Source organism: Streptomyces albipurpureus (genome assembly GCF_023701525.1).
Classification (GTDB): domain Bacteria; phylum Actinomycetota; class Actinomycetes; order Streptomycetales; family Streptomycetaceae; genus Streptomyces; species Streptomyces albipurpureus.
The window spans coordinates 146031-166103 of record NZ_JAMQAW010000007.1 but is presented as its reverse complement, the minus strand read 5'-3'; the positions used below and the strand labels follow the sequence as shown (position 1 = coordinate 166103).

Annotated in this window: 17 protein-coding genes and 1 pseudogene; 10 read left to right on the top strand and 8 right to left on the bottom strand. The window is 68.9% G+C overall.

All coding sequences use genetic code 11. From position 1 onward, the window contains the following. Nucleotides 1-51: 51 nt before the first annotated feature. Nucleotides 52-798, bottom strand: a complete 747-nt coding sequence (locus NBG84_RS07840; RefSeq protein WP_250918563.1) for a VOC family protein — start codon at nucleotides 796-798, stop codon at nucleotides 52-54. Nucleotides 799-1354: 556 nt separating this feature from the next. Here NBG84_RS07840 and NBG84_RS07835 point away from each other — a divergent pair. Further along, the gene (locus NBG84_RS07835; protein WP_250918562.1) at nucleotides 1355-2560 is read left to right on the top strand and encodes an esterase/lipase family protein; all 1206 of its coding nucleotides are present in this window, start codon (nucleotides 1355-1357) and stop codon (nucleotides 2558-2560) included. 853 nt (nucleotides 2561-3413) lie between these two features. On the opposite strand, the gene NBG84_RS07830 is transcribed toward NBG84_RS07835, so the two are convergent. Beyond that, entirely contained in the window at nucleotides 3414-4232 is an 819-nt protein-coding gene (locus tag NBG84_RS07830) for a MerR family transcriptional regulator (protein ID WP_250918561.1), read from the bottom strand. A gap of 150 nt (nucleotides 4233-4382) precedes the next feature. Between NBG84_RS07830 and NBG84_RS07825 the strand changes: the two are divergent. Together NBG84_RS07825 and NBG84_RS07820 are read left to right on the top strand one after the other, a co-directional pair. Then, nucleotides 4383-5084: pseudogene (locus NBG84_RS07825) on the top strand (ABC transporter transmembrane domain-containing protein); the annotation flags it as partial. A 120-nt stretch (nucleotides 5085-5204) separates the two neighbouring features. After that, nucleotides 5205-5519, top strand: a complete 315-nt coding sequence (locus NBG84_RS07820) for an ATP-binding cassette domain-containing protein (protein WP_250918791.1) — start codon at nucleotides 5205-5207, stop codon at nucleotides 5517-5519. Between the two features lie 16 nt (nucleotides 5520-5535). Here NBG84_RS07820 and NBG84_RS07815 read toward each other — a convergent pair whose 3' ends face one another. Beyond that, nucleotides 5536-6036, bottom strand: coding sequence for a helix-turn-helix domain-containing protein (locus NBG84_RS07815; protein ID WP_250918560.1), 501 nt, complete (start codon nucleotides 6034-6036; stop codon nucleotides 5536-5538). A gap of 1352 nt (nucleotides 6037-7388) precedes the next feature. On the opposite strand from NBG84_RS07815, the gene NBG84_RS07810 reads away from it, so the two are divergent. Together NBG84_RS07810 and NBG84_RS07805 are read left to right on the top strand one after the other, a co-directional pair. Further along, nucleotides 7389-8288 (top strand): ABC transporter ATP-binding protein, encoded by a 900-nt coding sequence (locus NBG84_RS07810; protein ID WP_250918790.1) that lies wholly within the window; start codon nucleotides 7389-7391, stop codon nucleotides 8286-8288. Beyond that, complete coding sequence (locus NBG84_RS07805; protein ID WP_250918559.1) at nucleotides 8285-9130, top strand: ABC transporter permease; 846 nt, start codon at nucleotides 8285-8287, stop codon at nucleotides 9128-9130. The genes NBG84_RS07810 and NBG84_RS07805 overlap by 4 nt, the downstream gene beginning before the upstream one ends. Nucleotides 9131-9181: 51 nt before the next feature. On the opposite strand, the gene NBG84_RS07800 is transcribed toward NBG84_RS07805, so the two are convergent. The 4 genes from NBG84_RS07800 to NBG84_RS07785 all read right to left on the bottom strand — a co-directional run bounded on the left by NBG84_RS07800 (nucleotide 9182) and on the right by NBG84_RS07785 (nucleotide 12449). Continuing rightward, nucleotides 9182-9562 (bottom strand): hypothetical protein, encoded by a 381-nt coding sequence (locus NBG84_RS07800; protein ID WP_250918558.1) that lies wholly within the window; start codon nucleotides 9560-9562, stop codon nucleotides 9182-9184. A 53-nt stretch (nucleotides 9563-9615) separates the two neighbouring features. Continuing rightward, entirely contained in the window at nucleotides 9616-10890 is a 1275-nt protein-coding gene (locus tag NBG84_RS07795; protein WP_250918557.1) for an MFS transporter, read from the bottom strand. A gap of 81 nt (nucleotides 10891-10971) precedes the next feature. Then, on the bottom strand, nucleotides 10972-11502 hold the full coding sequence (locus NBG84_RS07790) for a carboxymuconolactone decarboxylase family protein (protein WP_250918556.1): 531 nt from the start codon (nucleotides 11500-11502) through the stop codon (nucleotides 10972-10974). A gap of 110 nt (nucleotides 11503-11612) precedes the next feature. Then, the gene (locus NBG84_RS07785) at nucleotides 11613-12449 is read right to left on the bottom strand and encodes a hypothetical protein (protein ID WP_250918555.1); all 837 of its coding nucleotides are present in this window, start codon (nucleotides 12447-12449) and stop codon (nucleotides 11613-11615) included. Nucleotides 12450-12879: 430 nt separating this feature from the next. On the opposite strand from NBG84_RS07785, the gene NBG84_RS07780 reads away from it, so the two are divergent. Next, the gene (locus NBG84_RS07780; protein ID WP_250918554.1) at nucleotides 12880-13077 is read left to right on the top strand and encodes a hypothetical protein; all 198 of its coding nucleotides are present in this window, start codon (nucleotides 12880-12882) and stop codon (nucleotides 13075-13077) included. A gap of 679 nt (nucleotides 13078-13756) precedes the next feature. Here NBG84_RS07780 and NBG84_RS07775 read toward each other — a convergent pair. Then, a complete protein-coding gene (locus NBG84_RS07775) occupies nucleotides 13757-14395 on the bottom strand; it encodes a TetR/AcrR family transcriptional regulator (RefSeq protein WP_250918553.1) in 639 nt (212 codons plus the stop codon). Nucleotides 14396-14630: 235 nt separating this feature from the next. Between NBG84_RS07775 and NBG84_RS07770 the strand changes: the two genes are divergently transcribed. From NBG84_RS07770 to NBG84_RS07755, 4 genes are all read left to right on the top strand, one after another. Next, complete coding sequence (locus NBG84_RS07770) at nucleotides 14631-16133, top strand: APC family permease (RefSeq protein ID WP_250918552.1); 1503 nt, start codon at nucleotides 14631-14633, stop codon at nucleotides 16131-16133. Next, nucleotides 16133-17233 carry an alcohol dehydrogenase catalytic domain-containing protein gene (locus tag NBG84_RS07765; RefSeq protein WP_250918551.1) on the top strand — a complete coding sequence of 367 codons (1101 nt, stop codon included), beginning with the start codon at nucleotides 16133-16135 and terminating at the stop codon, nucleotides 17231-17233. The genes NBG84_RS07770 and NBG84_RS07765 overlap by 1 nt, the downstream gene beginning before the upstream one ends. 88 nt (nucleotides 17234-17321) lie before the next feature. After that, nucleotides 17322-18659: an NAD-dependent succinate-semialdehyde dehydrogenase gene (locus NBG84_RS07760; RefSeq protein ID WP_425608588.1), complete on the top strand. Its 1338-nt coding sequence runs from the start codon at nucleotides 17322-17324 to the stop codon at nucleotides 18657-18659. Between the two features lie 742 nt (nucleotides 18660-19401). After that, nucleotides 19402-19737: an STAS domain-containing protein gene (locus NBG84_RS07755; protein ID WP_250918550.1), complete on the top strand. Its 336-nt coding sequence runs from the start codon at nucleotides 19402-19404 to the stop codon at nucleotides 19735-19737. Nucleotides 19738-20073: the final 336 nt, after the last annotated feature.

Here is a 20073-nt window from a genome sequence, read left to right as displayed (position 1 = left end):
ACGCCGTTGATGATTTCGGTGGCGGTGGCGGTGGCGGTGGCGGGCTCCGCGTCAGGCCGGGCCCAGGACGCAGAACTCGTTGCCCTCCGGGTCGGCCAGCACCTTCCAGGGGAAGTTGCCCTGGCCCGCGTCGACGGGGGTCGTCGCACCGAGGGCCTTGAGCCGGGCCACCTGCGCCGCTTGACCGTCATGGTCAAAGGGGTAGGGCGCTAGATCGAGATGAACGCGGTGCCGCGGGTCCAACAGGTGGGGCGTGCGGAGGAACTCCAGCTGGGGGCCGCCACCCTTGGCGGAGCGCAGTAGCGCATGATCGTCGGTCACCTCGTCCACGGTCCAGTCCATCGCCTCGCGCCAGAACCGGGCCATGGCCCGCGGGTCCGCACAGTCGACGACCACCGCGGCGATCGGCCCGGCGTCTTGACGGGTCTCCCGAGGCTCAAGGACGCAGAACACGTTGCCTTCCGGGTCGGCAAGAACTGTCCGCGGGAGGTCGCCCTCGCCCGCATCGGCGGGGGTGGCACCGAGTTCCTTCAGACGCGCGACCATCTCCGTGTGATGGGCGGCAGAGGTGGTGGCGAGTTCGATGTGCGCGCGGTTTCTCACTGTTCCGGGGTCTGGGACGGCGATGACATCGATACGCACGGCGGCGGGGTCCGGCCATACGGAACCCACGGGCTTGACGCTGGTCGCACCGGGTTCCTTGCTGGAAACACTCCAGCCGAGCGCCTCCGCCCAGAACCGCCCCAGCCCCGAGTCGTCCCGGGCTTTGAAATTCAGCTGAAAGAGTTGCAGCGCCATGGTGCGACCCTATACCTGAGGAATGAACTGACAGTCGGGACAGCTGACTTCGGACGGGTGGCCGGAATTCCATCGCGACTTACCGCCGTGTCGCTCGCGTTCCCCAGCGGTCACCGGTACCGACCACACCGGCCGCTTCCCGAAGGCGCCCCGGCACGCCGAGCTCCTGCACGTACCGACTTCCGCCACCCGCGTCCTCGGGCAGCCGGTCTGTCGCAGCGGAGGCTGAGCGCGCTCCACGGGAGGCTGTGCGCCACCACGGGGTGAGCGGCCCGTTCCGGCGCTGATACGAAGGCCAGGGTGTGGCGGCGGGTGTTCGGCCCGTGGCCGATCCCACGACGCGCGGCGGTGTGGTGCTTCCTCGGTGTGGAATCGGTGTGACAAACGGGCGGACGACGAGAACAGGCCAATGGCATCCGGGGGGCACGTTAAACGCTTCCCGCGCTTGATCCATCAGAAGTGGTGAACCCCGCCGCTCGGAAAAGTGAGGCGCCCGGTTCGCCCCCATGATGACGTCGTCTCACCCACCCCCCTCTCTTCTGTCAGGAGTACGACCATGTCTGAGACGACCGAGCCGAACGTCGGTTCGTTCACTGTCGGCGGTCCGCTGACCGCCGAAGCCGCCGGAACGATCCAGGTGCCGGAGCACGAGGAGTGGACCCTGCCGAACGGCTTCGCCTGGCTCTTCCCCGGCGAGGGCAACCCCGGCGGTCTCGCCCGGCCCGTCATCATGGCCGACGGCTTCAACCTCGGCCGAAGCAAGCTCGACCTGCTCTACCAAGGGCTGGAGAGCGGCTACCAGTTCATCAGCGACCTGCGCCGACGCGGCAGGGACGTGATCCTGCTCGGCTTTGAGGAACGCAGCGCGTCGATCCTGCACAACGCGGAGGCGGCCGAGGCCGCCATCATGCGGGCCACCGCCGAGAAGGCGGGTCGCGCCCGTCTGGTCGTCGGCGGCTTCAGCATGGGCGGCATCGTCACCCGCTACGCACTCGCCAAGATGGAAACACAGCGGATGGACCACCAGACCGCGCTGTACTTCTCCTTCGACAGCCCGCACCGCGGCGCTTCCATCCCGGTCGGGGTACAGGCGTTCTCCCACTTCATCCCCTTCCCGAACGACTTCGCGAAGCAGATGAACAGCCCGGCCGCGCGTCAGATGCTGTGGCAGCACTACGACAAGGACACCGGCGAGATCGGCATCGCCCCGGAGCGCACGGAGTTCCTGGCGGCCCGGGAACGGGTCGGCAACTGGCCGCAGATCCCGATGAAGATCGGTGTGGCGAACGGTCGCGCCGACGGGATCGGCCTGCCGGAGGTGAAGCCCGGCGAGGCCGCGCTGCGGATCGACCGGATCTACCCGGGCACCACGTTCTACACCCAGGCCCAGGGCGACGACGTGACGGCCGCCTACCTCAACCGCAGGTTCCCCAAGGCCGAGAAGACCATCACCACCGACGGTTTCCCCGAACTGGACGGCGCACCGGGCGGAACCCTGCACACCTACAAGATCCTCGCCGACACCATGAGGAAGCTCGGAGGCAGGACGGACCTGTCCCATGAGGACGTGTGCTTCGTCCCCACGGTCAGTGCGGTCGCGATCCGCGACATCGACAAGCAGGATGACCTGTACGCGAACATCGGCGAAGTCGGCCCGGAGGAGAGCGAGTTGGACGAATTCCTCTGTTCGTCCACGACCACCGCGCACACCACCATGACCGAGGAGCTGTGCACCTGGATCACGGATCGGCTCACCGACTGACCCCGGGCACACGTTGATCGGGGGTTCCGTCCGTTCACACCAGCGGACGGAACCCCCTTCGCCGATCCGCGCTCTGACCAGCCCGCCCGACGTACGGTGAGAAGGCACCGCACCGACCGGCCTTCGGTGAGAACACCCGGCCTTCGCCGTGGGGGGATCACCGGGATCCACCATGCGCGGCCCTAGGCGGGGTCGGTGCCGGTTTGAGAGGCCGGGGAGTTCGCTGCGCCGATCCCGGGGCCGCCCCTCGGGTCCCTGCGCCCTCGGACATCGCGGTCGATTTTCGAGCATCACGCTCGGTTCTCGGACATTTGCGGAAGTGGAACTCCGCCTCGGGGTTCGCCGGGCTGGTTCCGGTGGCGCGGTCGACGAACCGGCGGGACCGGCCAGGCCAGCTGGCGACGCCGGCCGCCGGGCGGCACGGCGCAGTGACACCGAGGGTCATGGCTCGTGACCTGACGGTGCGCCGGGCGTTGCCCCGAGCAGCGGACGCCACCAGCACCCGCGCCGCGCATCCGATCAGCCCGATCGCGGCCCAAGGTCGGGACCGTACAGCGCGTGAACATCCTCTTCGCCACTCCTCGGGCGGATGGCCGCCCGGTGACCGAGGTGCGGTGCAACCCCGCCTCCAGCAGGGGCATCCAGATCAACGGTGGGGTCCACCTCCAGGCGGTGACCAGCCCCCGGCGTTCGCCGCCACCCGCTGACAGGGCATGCCTCGAAGACACCTCCACCACCCGGGGTCATGATGGCGAACCCTGCTCCTGGCTCGGTCGACAGGGGCCTGGCTGAGCGCTTCTTGGGTATGACCGCTTCCCGAGGTACTCCCGGTGGTCCGCCGCGGCAAGCAGGGCTATACCGAGGGGCGGTCCGCGTTCCGCCGATACTGCCGTTGTTGGCATGCCCGCGAGCAGTAGGTGCGGCGGCGGCCGCGCGCCGGTTGGTTGAGGGGTCCCGCGCAGATGGCGCAGCGACCCGATGGGGCGGCGTTTTCATCACGCGCTGAACCATTTTCATCACGCTGCCGCTGGGCCGGCTCGCTGTGGGAGATCGACCGGGCAGCCGCGACGAGCCCCTGAGTGGCGATCCGCCGACGCGGGGTGTGACTCATCAATTCATCATCGAGATCCGGACATTGACTGACGATGTCGTCGTCTGGGCATTGCAGCAGGTGCAACAGATAGGCATGGGCGCTCTGCAACTGCTTGATCTTCTCTTCGATCAGCTCGGCATGGTGCCGCACCGTGCTCTGCCAGCGTCGATTCCGGCTTCCTGAGGTGACCACAGATGACTGTTCAAGAGGCATGGCCGCAACGACGCAGCACAGATAGGCGAGTCCGATGCGGCGGAGTTCGGTCTCGGTGTAGACCCGACGGCCGTTGACGCGGGGTGGCTCAGGAAGCCCCCGCTGGGACTCCCACCACCGCAGCGTCGAGGGAGCAAGGCCATAGAGGGCCGCCGCCTGGCCGATCGAGACTCCAAGTGGATCATCCATGGGCCTATTTGAGATCAAGTCGCCTTGAAGTCTCAAGATGGAAGTCAGGTGGCATGCCTTGCCAAGCCCGGTCATGACCGTGGGGGCGGCGTCGACGACACGGTGCGATGCGGAGAGCCCGGCGACGGCGATATCGGTCCCGAGGAGGAACGGAAACGTGAGCACGACAGCGGACACACCCACGGTCACCACGGCGGAGTCACGTGCGGATGACGACCAGTCAGGGGGACTGGCACCCCCGGGGCTCTGGCTCGACTGCTCGCGCCGATCCGGACCCACCTCATAGCCTGCGCGCTCCTCTCGGCCTTCAGCGCGGCGGCGGGGATCGTGCCCTATGTCGCCGTCGCCGAAATGGCACGGCTCATGCTCGACGACCCCGCCGGGGCGCACGCGGCCATCTGGACCTGGGTCGGCATCGGCGCTGGGGGCGCCGGCCTCTGGCTCCTGCTGCTCGTGCGGTCCTCTCGGGTGGGGCACTACGCGGACGCGGCGATCCTGCACGACCTGCGCACACGGATCGTGCGCCACCTGGGCGCACTGCCGTTGGGCTGGTTCCGTGCTGCGGGCTCGGGCAAGGTCAAGAGGGCCTTGACGGGTGATCTGGAGGAGATGCACGAGGTCATCGCGCACGCTCTGGGACAACTGACCGGGGCGGTTGCGGTGATGGTCGCCGGGACGGGCTAGCTGGCCTTCGTCGACCTGCCCATGGCGCTGATCGTGCTGGGCGTACTGGGACTGATGGGGGTCTGCTACCGCGTTTCCCTGCGGTCCATGACGACCCATATGAACCGGTTGATCGCCGCTGAGGCGCGGATCAGCGCCGCCAGCGTCGAGTACGCCGACGGGATCCAGGTGGTCAAGACGTTCGGCACCGGGGGTCGGGTCCTGCGCCGCTTCGACGACGCCGTGGACGAGCACACCCGGGCATTCGCTGCGTGGGTCGCGGAGGTTCGCCACAGCTCGGCGGCATCGCGGCTGTTCGGCTCGGAGATGGCCGTCCTCACCGTGGTGACGGCCGCCGGGCTGGCCTTCGTCGACCACGGGTCGCTCGCCGTCGCGGATCTGGTGGCGTTCCTCGTCGTCGCGATCGGGCTGCCCAACTCGATCCTCCCCGCCGTGACCGCCTCCCAGGGGGTGCGCAAGGGACGGATGGGTGCGGCCGACATCGAGCGGCTACTGTCCCGGGCACCGCTGCCCGAGCCCGTACGGCCACAGGCGCCATCCGGTCACGGCGTCGAGTTCGACCGCGTCTCCTTCTCCTACGACGGGGTGACCACGGTGGTCGGGGATGTCAGCGCCATCTGTCCGCCGGGCCAGGTGACCGCGATCGTGGGACCCTCGGGGGCCGGCAAGACGACACTCGCGAGTCTGCTTCCGCGCTTCTACGACGTGACGGACGGGGCGATCCGGGTCGGCGGTGCAACGCCGACTTCACCCGCAACAGGAGTCCGCTTGGGAGTATGAGCGCGGGTGTCTGCCTCTACTGATTGCTTGGGAGAACGGATATCGGCCCACCTGCTCTGTTGGTGAACCAGCGAGCTCCGGTGATGATCTGCCAGGCGGCTGTTCCACAGGCGGTAGCGAGCATGAGGGTGAGCAGCGGTCGGCTCCGGCGGTTTTGCGGACTCGCCCCCCTGCGGGATGCCAGCGGGAGGATCCGCGCCCTTGAGGGGGCGAGAAGGGGGAGGGGCGCGGGTTGTCGGCCCTGGGCGGTGACCGCCCTGTGGGCCTGGGCCCACGATTGCACCATCTGCTCGTCACGGGTGCAGGCGCGGACGAAGGCCTTGAGAAGGTCTTCCCGCGGCAACGTCTGCCGCGCGAGTGCACCGGCGATCGTGCTGGACGGCAGGATGTCTCCCGCTTCCTCCGCTCGGGCAGCGATCTGTCGATAGGTCAGACCCGATCGCTCCTTCAGCCGACGCATGTGCGCGACCAGGTCAGCCGGTGTGGATGCGGCATTCGGATGCATGCTGCCGCTCACGACCACTCCCCTCTGGGACATGGGGCATCCAACTCCGCATGAGCCGGGGCCATGAGAGTGGACACGACGTCGTACCCCTGGTTCGCCTGAACTTCTCCTCTCGCCCATGGGCGAGAGGCTCTGTGGTCAGGGGCTGGCTGCCAAGCCGGCTCCGGGACCGATCCACGCTCAAGCTCCCTCAGAGATCGGCCCGGTCTCTTCATGAACGGAGGACGATCCGAGGCTGCGACGGGATCACCACGGCGCGGACTACGGGGAGGGGGTTCCTGGTGGATCCCGTAGGCGAGGGAGACACCGCCGGTCGTGGGGGCTTCACCCGCTGCCCGGGCCTGATGGACAGCCACGACCCGGAGGGTGGCGGCGCCGCTCGGGCGGGGCGGGTCCAGGCACGGCACCGAGGAGCGTGTGCACATGGGTGCTTCTCCCTTTCTCGTGTGGGAACGGGACCATCCGACGTTGTCCGGCACGCCGTATGGGCCAAGCTCCCTGAGGAATGACGGCAGGCGGTTCAGGGCGCCTACCTCACTGATTCCAGAGGGTTGGGGATTGTCTGGAAACCCCGTTCCGGGCTCTTTGGACAATGTCTGGGCGCGGTTCGAAGAGCCTGTGCCGAATCAGCGCCTGGCGAGGTGCCGTCGTCGAACCGTCGGCCGTGCCCGGCAATGCGGCGCCCCCGAAGACCGTGACCGCCTCGCCGAGCGACACATCCCCACGATCGTGTGCGGCAGCGACGGCGACGTGGACGCCTACCACCGCTGGGTCGGTGCGGCCTTCCGTCACAGGTTCCGGCGATCGCTCCGGGGCAGGTCGGTGACCCGATGGCCAAGCTGCGTCGTTCAGTCGCTGCGGAAGCCATCGCGCGGAGGTCCGAGCCCAACACGAAACCGGAACCGTCCGTACCGGCCCGGCCGCCCGCTGGGTCGGGGTCGCCCCACTCTGAGCGGTAGCGGCTTTTGGCAATCAGGGTTGACTAAAGTGAGTTAGTCAACCAAAGTTGCTCATACGGTGGGCGGGGAGCCAGCGGAGTCGCTCGTGCCTGTCGCCGTACTGCCGCCGCCTGGCCGGCCAACTCGAAGACACCGCCGTCGAACAGGCGAGGCGGGCGGGCTGGATCTGGCGGTAGGCCGCCGAGGCGCTCGGTATCAGGCGTCAGGCGGTCCATGAGAAGTACGCCGAGCGGCTCATTGCCGCGGAGTCATGTGAGGAGGCGGGATGAGCCCGTACGACAGGTGCCTTCCAGCGGTCGTGGATCGCGCCGAGCCTGAGGCCGGCGAGGAGGGTCGAACCGACCTCGTGGAGCGCGTGCGAGGTGGGCTGTGACGCGGGTCGCTCTGGATGTCGAAGGGCTGCGCATGCGCTACGGCACCAACGATGTCCTGCACGGCGTGACGTTCCAGGCGCGCCGCGGAGAGGTACTGGCCCTGCTCGGACCGAACGGGGCGGGCAAGACCACGACGATCGAGATCCTGGAGGGCTTCCGGATGCGTTCGGCCGGCCGGGTCGAGGTACTCGGCACCGACCCGGCGCACAGCGACGAGCGGTGGCGGGCGCGAGTGGGGGTGGTCCTGCAGTCGTGGCGGGACCATGGCAAATGGCGAGTGCGCGAGCTGCTGGGCCACCTTGGCTCCTACTACGCCGACTACTCCACCGAGCTGATCAGGAGGCCGTGGAACCCGGACGAGCTGATAGCCGCCGTCGGCCTGACCGAGCACACCGACAAGAAGATCAACACGCTCTCCGGTGGCCAGCGACGCCGGCTGGATGTGGCGATCGGCATCGTGGGCCGCCCCGAACTGCTCTTCCTTGACGAGCCCACCGCCGGGCTCGATCCGCAGGCCCGACGCGAGTTCCACGACCTTGTGCTCCACCTCGCCGAGAAGCAGGGGACCACGATCGTGCTCACCACCCACGACCTTCATGAGGCGGAGAAGCTCGCCGACCGCATCCTGATCCTCAACGCTGGCCGGATCGTCGCCGACGGCACGGCACAGGAGCTCGCCCAGCAGATCGCGGGCAAGGACGAGGTGCGCTGGACCTACGGCGGACAACGGTTCATCCATCAGCCCAGTGCATCCACCCCGTTCGTCTTCGACCTGTTTCAACGGTACGGAGCGGCCGTAGCCAACCTTGAGGTCCGGGTGTCCTCCCTGGAGGACACCTATCTCTCCCTGGTCCAGCAGACCGAATCCCACCCCAGCCGGGCAACCGGGATGAACAGCTCAAAGGAGAACCAGGAAGAGGCAGCCCGATGAGCTTGACCGCCACACTGCTGCGAGTCGGATTGAGCCGCGGCCTGATCGAACTGCGGCAGTCCTTCTCCGGCACCGAGTTGATCGGCCAACTGTTCTGGCCGGTGGCGACCCTGACGGCCATCCACCTCCTCCGAGACAGCAGCTACGGAGCCAGCGGGTTCACCCTGGGCACCCTCGCACTGCCGGGCACCCTTGGGATGTTCATCGCGTTGGGCGCACTCCTGGTGATCCAGTACCTCACCGCAGACCGCGAAGACGGCACCTTGCTGCGCGCCAAGGCCACCCCGAACGGCATCAGCGGCTACTTCATCGGCAAGCTCGTCACGGCCTCCGGGAGCACCCTGGCATATCTGGCGATCCTCCTGATCCCTGGGTTGTTCATCGTCGACGGACTGGACGTCGCCAGCGTCGGGTCCTGGCTCACCCTGACCTGGGTGCTGCTCCTGGGACTGGTGGCAACCCAGTCCATCGGCGCCATGCTCGGCGCACTGATCTCCACCCCCCGGGGCGCGGGCTTTGTGTCGATCCCGGTCCTGGGCCTGGTCGCGATATCCGGCGTCTTCTATCCCATCACCGCACTGCCCGAGTGGCTGCAGTGGACCGCCCAGGCGTTCCCGTTCTACTGGCTCAGCCTCGGCATGCGCTCCGCGCTGCTACCGGACAGCGCGGCCAGCGTCGAACTCGGCGAATCCTGGCGGCATGTGGAGACCATCTGCGTTCTTGGGGCCTGGGCCGCCCTCGGCCTGATCGCGGCCCCGATGGTGCTGCGCCGGATGGCCCGTCGCGAGTCGGGCTCCGCCGTTGCCGAGCGTCGTGACAAGGCGCTCCAGCGGATCGGATAGACCGAGAGCTCACCTCGGTGACTACGGAAACAGACCTGTGGAGAGGGGGCGTCACGTTCGCTGGTGGGGCGTATCGAGGGCGCTGATCGTCTCGGCCGGTTCTGCGGCAGTGGGCCGGTCGTTGGCGCGACCCGGGACGATGGGGCGCGGTGTGTTCCGCGCCGCGGGCCACCGAACGCGGTCGTGGAGGGGGAGGCATCGGCTTGCCAGGAAGGCATGGAGTTCGGCGCGGGCGAGCGTCGGGTGGATGCCTTTCGCTCGGTGGTCCAGCGGCCAGTGGCCCGTGACGCGGGCCCATGAGGTGCCGGCCAGGGTGTGGGCATCGGCGGCAGCAGCCGCGGTCACGGGATGCCCGGCAAGAACAAGAGGCGGACAGTGCGGCGAGGCAACGACACGATCGAACAGGGCTTCAAGGAAGCCCTGTTCGATCATGCGCCTGACCAGGATCGTGTGCGTGCGCGCAAACCGGTAGACCGGCAGAGCGCCTACGCGGCCTTGGCCAGGGTGGACCTGTCCTTCCGAAGCGGGGTCCGGTCGGACGTCGCGGGTCCGGTCTCGGCTCGCCGTCCGTCGTGGCGTGGCCACAGGAGGAGGGCGCCGACGGCGCCCGCCCCGGCGAGGGCCGCCAGGATGGACCAGGTGAGAGCGAAGCCGGCGTTCGTACCGAGCCACCCCGCGATGGGGTAGGTGATCAGCCAGGCCAGGTGGGACAGGGAGAACTGGGCCGCGAAGGCCTCGGGGATCGCGTTCGGTTCGACGGAGGAGCGCAGGACGTTGCCGGTCGGTGTGACGACCAGCGCCATTCCGATGCCGATCACGGTCCAGACGATCGCCGTACCGGTCCAAGTGGTCAGGCCGGTCGCGGTGAGAGCCACCGCGGCGATCGTGCCGCCCACGAGGACTCCGGCGCCGGCCACCATGACGGTGCGGGCGGCGACCCGGTCGAGTACGCGGGGTAGTACGAGGGCGGCCAGGAGGGTTCCGGTGCCGGAGGCGGCGAGCATCCATGCGACATCCGACTGCGAGCCATCGAGCTCGTCACGGACGTAGTTGACGGTGTTGACGACGACGATTGATCCTGCCGCCGCGACCACGAGGTTGAGCGCCATGATGCCGCGCAGCCGCGGTGTCCTGAGGAATGTCCTGATCCCCGAGGCCGCCTTGTCCCATGCCTGGGCGTGGCCGCTGGGACGGGCGTTGGGAATGCGCGCCGACAGGACGAGCAGGGCGGAGAGGAAGAATCCGGCGGAGGTGCCAAGGAACAGGAAGTTGAAGCTCATAAATGCCAGGGCGACCGCTGCCAGTACGGGGCTGAGCAGGCTTTCCATGGTGTAGGCGACCTGGGATGCCGACAGGGCGCGTGTGTAGTCCGACTCATCGGTGACGATGTCGGGGATGACGGCCTGGAACGTCGGGGTGAAGGCCGCGGACGCGGCTTGGAGTAGGCCGATCAGGATGTAGATGTGCCAGACCTCGGTGATGAGTGGCAGTGCCAGGACCACTGCGGCGCGCACCACGTCGAGGAGGACCAGGAGGGTTCTTCTGGGGAAGCGGTCGACGTACGCGGCGGCGAGCGGAGCTATGACCACGTACAGGACCATCTTGACGGTCAGGGCGGTCGCGAGGACCGTGCCGGCGCGCGGGCCGGCGAGGTCGTAGGCGAGCAGTCCGAGGGCCACTGTTGTCAGCCCCGTACCGAACAGGGCGATGATCTGGGCGCTGAATAGGAGGCGGTAGTCGCGGTTGGCGAACAGACGCATGGCGTGTTCCTTCCATGTCCATGCGGTGGCGCACGGCCTCGGATCGGAGGACAGGCCCCACAGAGGGAGGCCGGGATGTCTCTACTCATCGGCGCCGCTCTCCGGCGTGAGGCCGGCGAGGAGGTTGAAGGCACCGGTGAGGATGTTCAGTGCGACGACGCCGACGACGTCGGCTATCGCGCGGTCGCTGTAGCCGTGCTCGCGCAATGCGACGACCTGCTCGTCGGTGATCGACGTGGGTTCGCGGTAGATCTGGATGGCGAGGGCGATGATCGCCGCGATCGCGGGATCAGCCGAGGTGCCCGCGTGGGCACGCTCGATCTCCTCCTCGTCCACTCCCATTGCGCGGGCGGCGCTGACATGAGCGTCGAGACACAGTCCGCAACCCTGCAGGACCTGGATGGCGATCGAGATCCGTTCGCTGATCTTACGGTTGAGCTTGGCGCGCCCCATGGCCCGGCTGAGCTGGAGGTAGCCGCCCAGAACGGCGGGCGAGTGCGCCATCGTGGAGACCATCTCGCCGATCTGGCCGTGGCGGGAGACCAACTCGGTGAGGAGGTCGCGCGATGCGCCGACCGCTGTATCGGGCGTGAGACGGGTCAGGCGGGGCATGACGGTCCTTCCGGCGTGGAGTTGTTCCGGGGGCGGCGGGGCGCTCGACTCGTCGAACGCCCCTTGGCCGCGCTGTATGTCGCGGCAGCCACCCAGTGACGTTCCTGCGGTCAGTGGTGCGCGTGTCCGTTGTGGCTCATGTGCTCGGGTGCTGCCTGGAATGCCGTGTCCGAGCGGGGGGTGATCGCGGCGGTCCGCACCGTGAAATCGGCCGTCCGGACCACGCCGTCGTGCAGGAAGTCCAAGTACAGGCGGTAGGTGCCGCCGGACGGTGCGGCGGCCATGAAGGTGATCTCGGGCCCCGGCTCGGTGGTGCCGTCACCGGGCTCGCCCTCCGGGTGGACGTGGAGGTAGCCCAGGTCGCCGACCCGCAGCGCCACCAGATGCCCGTACGCGCCCAGGTAGGGCTGCAGGTCGGTGACAGGCCGCCCGTTCCGGCTGACGGTGAGCGTGAGGTCGCTTGCCTCGCCGGGCACGAGTTCGCCGTCGAGGGTGACGCTGAACTCGCCGACGTGAGCGGTGCGGGTGTCCTCGGAGAGCGGCTGCGGGTCGTACTGCCCGGCGACCGAGGCGTCGATCCCCAGCGTGATGGTCCCGTCGAAACCGGTCGGGTGGATGTCGGCGAAGAACCTCCAGTCTCCCGGTTCCAGGGTTAGTTCGACGCTCCAGGTGCCCTTCTCGTCCATCACCGGGTGCACGTGCTGGAACCCGGTCGTATCGCGCCGGACGGCGATGAGGTGCAGTTGCTTCTCGTGCTCGGGGGTGAACTCGGTGACCGGCTGTCCATCGGGGCCGGTCACCCGGAAGGTGACCGTCTGCACCCCGGTGGAGAGGATCGTCGAGTCGAATTCGACGGTGTACCCGCTCTGGGAGACCGACAGTCCCCCGGGAAGGGCACTGCCGTGGCCGCTGTGGCTGGTCATATCGTGGCCGGAATCGTTCTTCATCGTGTCTCCACCTGTGTGATGCGTGCTCTGCGATGCGCTCGGGTGTCTTTCGTGCCCCCGGCATCTGTCGCAACACTATACCCCCTAGGGGTATTCCGGCCAGGTATTTCTACCGTTCGGCATGTCGTCAGGGGATCCCGCCCCCGGTGCGGCGCTGCGTGACCCGGGCGGACGGCACCGGTCCGCCGTCCCGGAGGGCCTTGGACCCGGTGATACGCCCCCAGTGCCCGTCCCTTTCCTGACGAATGCGGCCGGCCACTTGCTCGACTCGGTGAGTGCCAGAGGGCGGTCGTCCTGGTCGTGGGGGATGCCCGCCCCCGGGTGCCGTGATGTGTTCACCGTGGTCCGCCTCCCACCCGGCGAACCACGGCGCACACCGCTTCGGCGACCTTCGACCACGTCAGCCAGCTACCCCTGCCGGGAGTGTGCCGTGACCGTCCCTGTCGTCCTCCTCGCCATCGCCCTTGTGGCCGTCGTCGCGCTGCTGGCTGCCGCCGGTGCGGGCAAGCTCGCCCGCATGGATGGCGCCACCTACCCCACGGCCCTCACCCGCGCCGCCACCGCGTTCGCCGCCGTCATCACCCTGACCGCCGCCGTTGCTGCCGCGCTTGAGGGCCTCCTCACCTGAACCAGCCCACCCACGCCGCCTCCAGCGCGACAACCGGGACTGGACTCGTGGTGTCGTGGAGGCCGACGGCTGGTCGGCCGCCGCGGTGCCACGAAAGGCCTGCGGTATCCACAGGGGGCGGGCCTACCGCCGAACGCCGAGAGCCCATCGCGGCCAGCGTGGTGAACAGGCGCCACGAGATCGGTTGGGTGTCGTACCGGACGACGGCAGGGGCTCGGGGCTGGGGTGTCGTCGCCTCAACTGGCCGCCGATCCCTGATCCGCCGGGCGCCGGACCGGGCCGATCGGTTCCGGTTGGAGTCGGGGCATCGGGTGAACGACCCGGCTTCCCGCACGATCGCCAGAACCGCAGGCTCATGCGGAGCGGATCGAACGCCAGACGCGCGAACATGACGACACCCATGACTACGTCGAGCCTCCCGCACGACCGGCCACCGACGAGGAACCCCTGCCACGCTGATCTACGGTCCAGGACGGATCTGGTGTCGTCAGGACGTCAGATCCCTCTTTCGCGGGTGAGGCACCTGGTCACAAGGGTGATCGCCGTCCCAGTGATCAAGACTTCGCCATGCTGGATGAGCCGTTCGTGGGTCCCGCCCGTGCCATTGGGCGGGCATCACCCAGCCCATGTTCGTTCGACTGCCCAGCGATAGGCCAGTGCGATGCGTCCGGCGGCGGTTTCAGGGGGTCGCCAGGCTGTCGGGCGGCAGTCCGAGTTCCGTCTCCGCGGTGGTGCGGGGCAGGTCTGCGATCGGCGCGGTACGGGCGTCGGCGCTGGTGTTGATGTAGGCGCTGGTTCCGTCGATCGCGACGAGGATGCGCACGGCCGTCGCCCATGGGTTCGCACAGTGGAAGACCTGTATCCGCGTGCCCTCGGTGATGAGCTGCTCGATCCGGCGGCACCAGAGCAGCTCCTGCTCGATGACGTGGTCGCGGAGCACAGGGCGATAGCGCGACAGGTGCCGTGCGTTCAACCAGAGCCTGCTGACGTTGTCGAACTCGGTGCTCGCGAGGAGGGTGAAGAAGCGCCGCAGGGTGTTCAGCGGGGTCTCGTGCCCGGGGCCGTCCGGCCTTTCCGGGAGGAGGCCGTCGAGCTCGGCCATGGTGGCACTGGTGAAGGCCTCCGCCACCAGCGTGTCGGCCGCGGGGAAGTAGTGGCCGACCAGTCCGGGCTGGACATCGAGCTCTTCGGCGACCCGCCGCAGCGTGATGCACTCCAGTCCTTCGGCGAGCCCGACCTGCGCGGCGGCGCGGATGATCTCGTGGCGGCGCTCGGCCGGTGCCTTGCGGGTTCGGGTGCCGGAATCTCTTGACGTCATGGAGCGAATGCTATTGAGTGAGTGACCAATCGGCAATTGGCCATGCGACCAATAGCGGTAGGGTTATAGAAAACCGCAGCTCAGGGGTGAGAGATCGCCCCCAGCGGCGGGGGAGTGGTGCACCATCACCCCCTCGAACCGGCGCCTGTGGCGCACCCGCGCCGACTCCCAACCCGCGGCACGGGCACCGCCCGCGCACACGAAACAGCGCGCAGCACCCGCACAGGAGACCAACGTGGACGACACTCGCACCGACGCCGGCGAACTCGCCGAGTACGGTTACCAGCAGGAGCTGAAACGGACCCTGTCCGCGTGGGCGGTGTTCGCGATCGGATTCGCGACGATCTCGCCCGTCGTCGGGGTCTACGCCGTTGTCCAGCTGGGCTTCGTCTTCGCCGGCCCCGCCTGGATCTGGGCGGTCGTCGTCGCCTTCCTCGGACAGCTGATGGTCGCCGTGGTCTACGCGGAGCTGTCGTCCCAGTTCCCCATCACGGGCGGGGTCTACCAGTGGGTGCGCCGGCTGGGCGGACCACGGCTCGGCTGGCTGGTCGGCTGGATCTACCTCGCCTCCGCCGTGGCGTCCCTGACCACCGTGGCCTACCTGGGGGCGAGCTGGCTCCACATGCTCTTCGGCGACGGCACGCTCTCCGCGGCCACCCATGTGCTCCTCGGTGTGGTCTTCGTCGCGGTGGCTCTCGGGATCAACCTCCTCGGTGTCAACCCGGTGAAGCACTTCCTCAACGCCGGCATCATCGCGGAGGGCGTCGCCTCCATCGCGGTGAGCGTGTTCCTGCTGGTCTTCGTGCACAACAACGGCTTCGGGATCCTCTTCGAGACACTGGGCGCGGAGTCGGTCTCCGGCGGATCCGCGCTCGCGGGCTTCCTGACCGCTCTCGCTGTCGCCGGCTGGGCCTTCCTGGGTTTCGACGCGACCACACAGGTCGCCGAAGAGACCGAGCACCCGCGACGCAGCGTCCCCCGGGCACTCCTACGCGCCTACCTCTTCGTCGCCTTCACCGTCCTGCTGACCGGGCTCGCCGTGACCCTCGCCCTGCGCAAACCCGAGGACGCCGTGTCCGGCGCACTGGCCGACCCGGTCTTCACCGCCGTGACACAGGGACTGGGCGGATGGAGCGAGAAGCCCTTCATCCTCCTCATCCTGATCGCGTTCTTCGCCTGCGCCATCTCGATCCAGACGTACATCGGCCGCGCCGTCTACTCCTTCGCCCGTGACCGCCAGCTGCCCTTCTCATCGAAGCTCGCCACCGTCGGGCCGCGCCAGATCCCGTACGTCTCGCTCATCGCGACGGCCGTGCTCGCCAGCCTCGGACTCCTGCTCGGGCTGAACGGCAACGCAGCCGCGACCCTGATCGCTTTCGGCTCCGGCGGCTTCTACTTCATCTTCCTCACGGTGGCGGTCGTGGCGCTCGTCGCCAGGCTGACGGGCCGGTGGAACCCCGCCGCGGGACTGTTCAAGCTAGGACGAACCGGCCTGGTGATCAACGTGCTCGCCGTCGTGTGGCTGCTCTTCGAGGCCGTCAACATCGCCTGGCCGCGTGTCGAGCTCGCCCCGGCCGACGGCAGCTGGGTCCAGGTCTGGGCCGTGATCCTGGTCTTCTCCGTCCTCTTCGTCGCCGGATTGCTCTACGTCGCGATCGCCAAGCCCCACGCCAAACTCCCCGCCGCCGCTGCCACCGACCCCGCAACCCCGACCACTGAGAAGGTGAAGGCACCGTGATGCCGTCGAAACTCTCCCCCGCCATCGTCTTCGACCCCCTCTCAGGGCTGGGCTCACGTGAGGTGTCGCTCAGGCCCGCCGGGCCCGGTGAGGTCGAGATCGACGTACGCGCAGCGGGCGTGTGCCACTCGGACCTGCATGTCGTCACGGGCGACTGGCCCAGCGACCGCCCGCTGGTCCTCGGGCATGAGGCGGCCGGAGTGGTGACCGCGGTCGGAGCCGGCGTCACCTCGTTGAAGACCGGTGACCACGTCGTCCTGTCCTGGTTCGCGCCCTGCCGCCGCTGCCGCAAATGCGTGGCCGGGATGGCATGGCTGTGCACCGGCACCAAGGCCGTCGCCAACATGCTCCCCGACGGCAGCACCCCCTTCGCGGACGACCAGGGCGAGCCGGTGTGGCCCTACCTCGGACTGGGCGCCTTCACCGAGCGGCTGGTAGTACCGGAAGTGGCCGCGGTGAAGGTCCCGGACGAGCTCCCCTTCAACATCGGTGCCCTTCTCGGCTGCTCCGTCACCACCGGCGTCGGCGCCGTCGTGAACACCGCGGGCGTCCGCCCCGGCGAGTCCGCGGTGGTCATCGGCACGGGCGGAGTCGGACTCTCCGTCGTGATGGGTCTGCGCCTGGTCGGAGCCGACCCCGTCATCGCCGTCGACCTCTCACCCGAACGCCTCGCCACAGCACGGAAGTTCGGCGCCACCCACACCCTCGACGGTGCCGGGACCGATGTCGCCGCCTGGTGTCAGGAAGAGTTCGGCGGGGTGGACTACGCCTTCGAGGCGATCGGAAGCCCCAAGGTCATCGGCACCCTCCCGGCCATGCTCACCTCAGGCGGGGCGGCGGTCCTCGTGGGCATGGCGGCGACCGGCGCGACCGCCGAGTTCGACCCGTTCGACCTCGCCGACCAGGGCAAGCGGATCCTCGGCTGCAACTACGGCTCCAGCATCGGGGAGATCGACATCCCGAAACTGGCCCGCCTCTACCTGGCCGGCCGACTGCCCTTGGACGACCTGGTCGGGCGTACCCGTCCCCTGCACGAGGCGGCGGCCGCCTTCGACGATCTCCGGTCGAACACCGGCGTCCGAACGATTCTTGAGCCGTGAGCCGCTCCTCCACCCGGCGCGCGGCACACGCACCCACACACCCCGGGACGACACAGGCCGCGGCCGTCCCCGACCGACTCCAGGAGGCATGATGTACGCCGTTACCGACCCGACCACCGGTGTGGTCACCGCTACCTACCCCACCGCCACCGACGCCGAGGTGACGGCGGCCGTCGACGCCGCCCACACGGCTACCGCCTGGGGACGCGCCAGCTCCGTGGCCGAGCGAGCCGCACTGCTGCGACGGCTCGCCGATCTGCACACCGAGCACCGGGCCGAACTGGCCGCGAGCATTGTCCGCGAGATGGGCAAGCCGCTCCAGGAGGCCGAGGGCGAGATCGACTTCTGCACCGACATCTACCGGTACTACGCCGACCACGCCGAGGAGTTCCTCGCCGACGAACCACTCGACGTCGTCTCCGGTCCCGGTACCGCCGTCCTTCGGCGCGGCCCGGTGGGTGTACTCCTCGGCATCATGCCCTGGAACTTCCCCGCCTACCAGGTCGCCCGCTTCGCCGCCCCCAACCTCGCCCTCGGCAACACCATCGTGCTCAAGCACGCGCCCCAGTGCCCGGCTACCGCGGCGCTGCTGGAAGAGCTGTTCGCCGAGGCCGGTTTCCCGGCCGGGGCCTATGTCAACGTGTACGCCACCAACGAGCAGATCGCCGAGGTCATCGCCGACCCCCGGGTCCAGGGAGTCTCACTCACCGGATCGGAGCGGGCCGGCGCGGCCGTCGCGGAGATCGCCGGACGGCACCTCAAGAAGGTCGTCCTCGAACTCGGCGGCTCCGATCCCTTCATCGTCCTGTCCACCGACGACCTCGACGCGGTCGTCGACTCCGCCGTCGCCGCCCGACTCGACAACACCGGCCAGGCCTGCAACGCCGCCAAGCGGTTCGTGGTCCTCGACCACCTCCACGACGAGTTCGTCGAGCGGTTCACCGCCAGGCTGCTCGCGAGCGAGAGCGGTGCGCCGCTGTCGTCGGCCGCCGCAGCCGAGAACCTGGGCCGGCAGGTCGACGCGGCCGTGGCCCAGGGAGCGATCCTGCACAGCGTCGGCGAGCGGCGCGGTGCCTACTTCCCGGCTGGTGTCCTGACCGGGCTCACCACCGAGCACACGGCGGCCCGGGAGGAACTGTTCGGCCCGGTGGCGATGGTCTTCCCCGCCTCCGACGAGGAGGACGCCGTGCGGATAGCCAACAACACCCCCTACGGTCTCGGCTCGTACGTCTTCACCACCGACCCAGCGCAGGCTGAGCGGGTCGCCAACCAGATCGAGGCCGGCATGGTCTTCGTCAACGGGGTCGGCGCCGAGGGCGCCGAACTGCCCTTCGGCGGTGTCAAGCGCTCCGGGTTCGGCCGCGAACTCGGCCGGCCCGGGATCGAGGAGTTCGTCAACAAGAAGCTCATCCGGACCGTCGCCTGACCTGCCTCCGGTCCACTGCCGAACGCGGAGTCCGCCAGGAACAGGGCCAGGATCGAGAGCGACGAGACGTTCCGCTCCCAAGGCCCTCGGACTGGCGGCTCGGAGCCTCGCCGTGCCTGCTCCGCTCGCTGAACTCCCGCACCGTGCGGTGTGGCATCCGCCGCGGGCAGACCCGCCCGGCCAGGTGCGGGCACGGCGGAAGCGGGAACCCGACGGTCGTGGTCGTCAGATCGCGGTGAAGGCGTGCCTTCCCGGAGTGGCCCCGGCCCCTGCGCGGATTCGCGTAGGGGCCGGACGGCCGCCGACCCGGCCAGCGGTCCGGAGGGTTCCGAGGGCAGCACCGTGCCCACCGTCCGCGGAGCCGAACCCGAGTCGCACACCGCCGAACCGGGCGGGGGCGGGGGACCCGGTCCCACACCCAGGCCCCTACACCGGTCCGATGACGCCGGCACGGGTGGCCGGCCCCCGGAGACCTGATGACAACGCCCCGCGCCCTCGGCGCTGCTTTGTGCGATGTGCGATGTGCGATGTGCGGTGGGGGGTTCCATGGACTGGGCGGGGTTCATACGGATCCTGTCGTGCGACGATGGGCGGACATGAGACGGGCCGGCACCGTGAACGTCCGGCCCTTGGGGTCTGGGCGTTGCCCCCACTCCGGGCATTCAGCTCCCGCCATCGTCGGCCGCCCTTTCGGGCGTTTCGCCTGTGGGCTCACCACCCCCGGAAGGGGGCTCCGCCCAAGATGCGCGTCACTACCATGATCGATGGCACCGCTGCCTGGATCACTCCCCACGGAGAGATCGATCACCACACCGTGCCCGCGCTCCGCGCCACCGCCGCCGCGCTACCGCACGAGGTGACCGAGGTGACCTGGGACTTGCAGGACGCCACCTTCATGGATGTCTCCGGCCTGAACCTGCTCTGCGACCAGCAGCGACAGGACAGCCCGATCCACCGGATATCGGTAACGGGCCTGGCGCCCCAGCAACTACGGCTGCTGGGGCTGGCCGCAGAGCTGTTCCCCACCCTGCGATTTCCCCGCCTACTGCCTCAGATGCCCTTGGGCCACGCCGCTTGACGGCAGGGCGTTTCGTCGGGCCGGCTCCTCGCCGCCGTCAGCATCTCCCACCGCCGCCGCCATCGCACCGCGCGCCGCCGAGATCGCCGTGTGAGCGCCCGCCCAGGGGTAGTTCAGTGACAGACGGCCCGGTTCCCTTGGCGATGGACGGGGCCAGTGGGCGTAGGCGGTCAGTGAGCGCGGCTCTGGCTGATCCGTACGGTCGTAGTACCAGATCGCGGCCGTGGGGAGGATGCGCCGCATCAAGCGAGCGACGGCACCCCCGGGTTCGCGTCCTCGGCGCTGTCCGAGGTCGAGTCGGCCCTTGCGGGTCTCGTTGCCCCACTGGATTCCTGA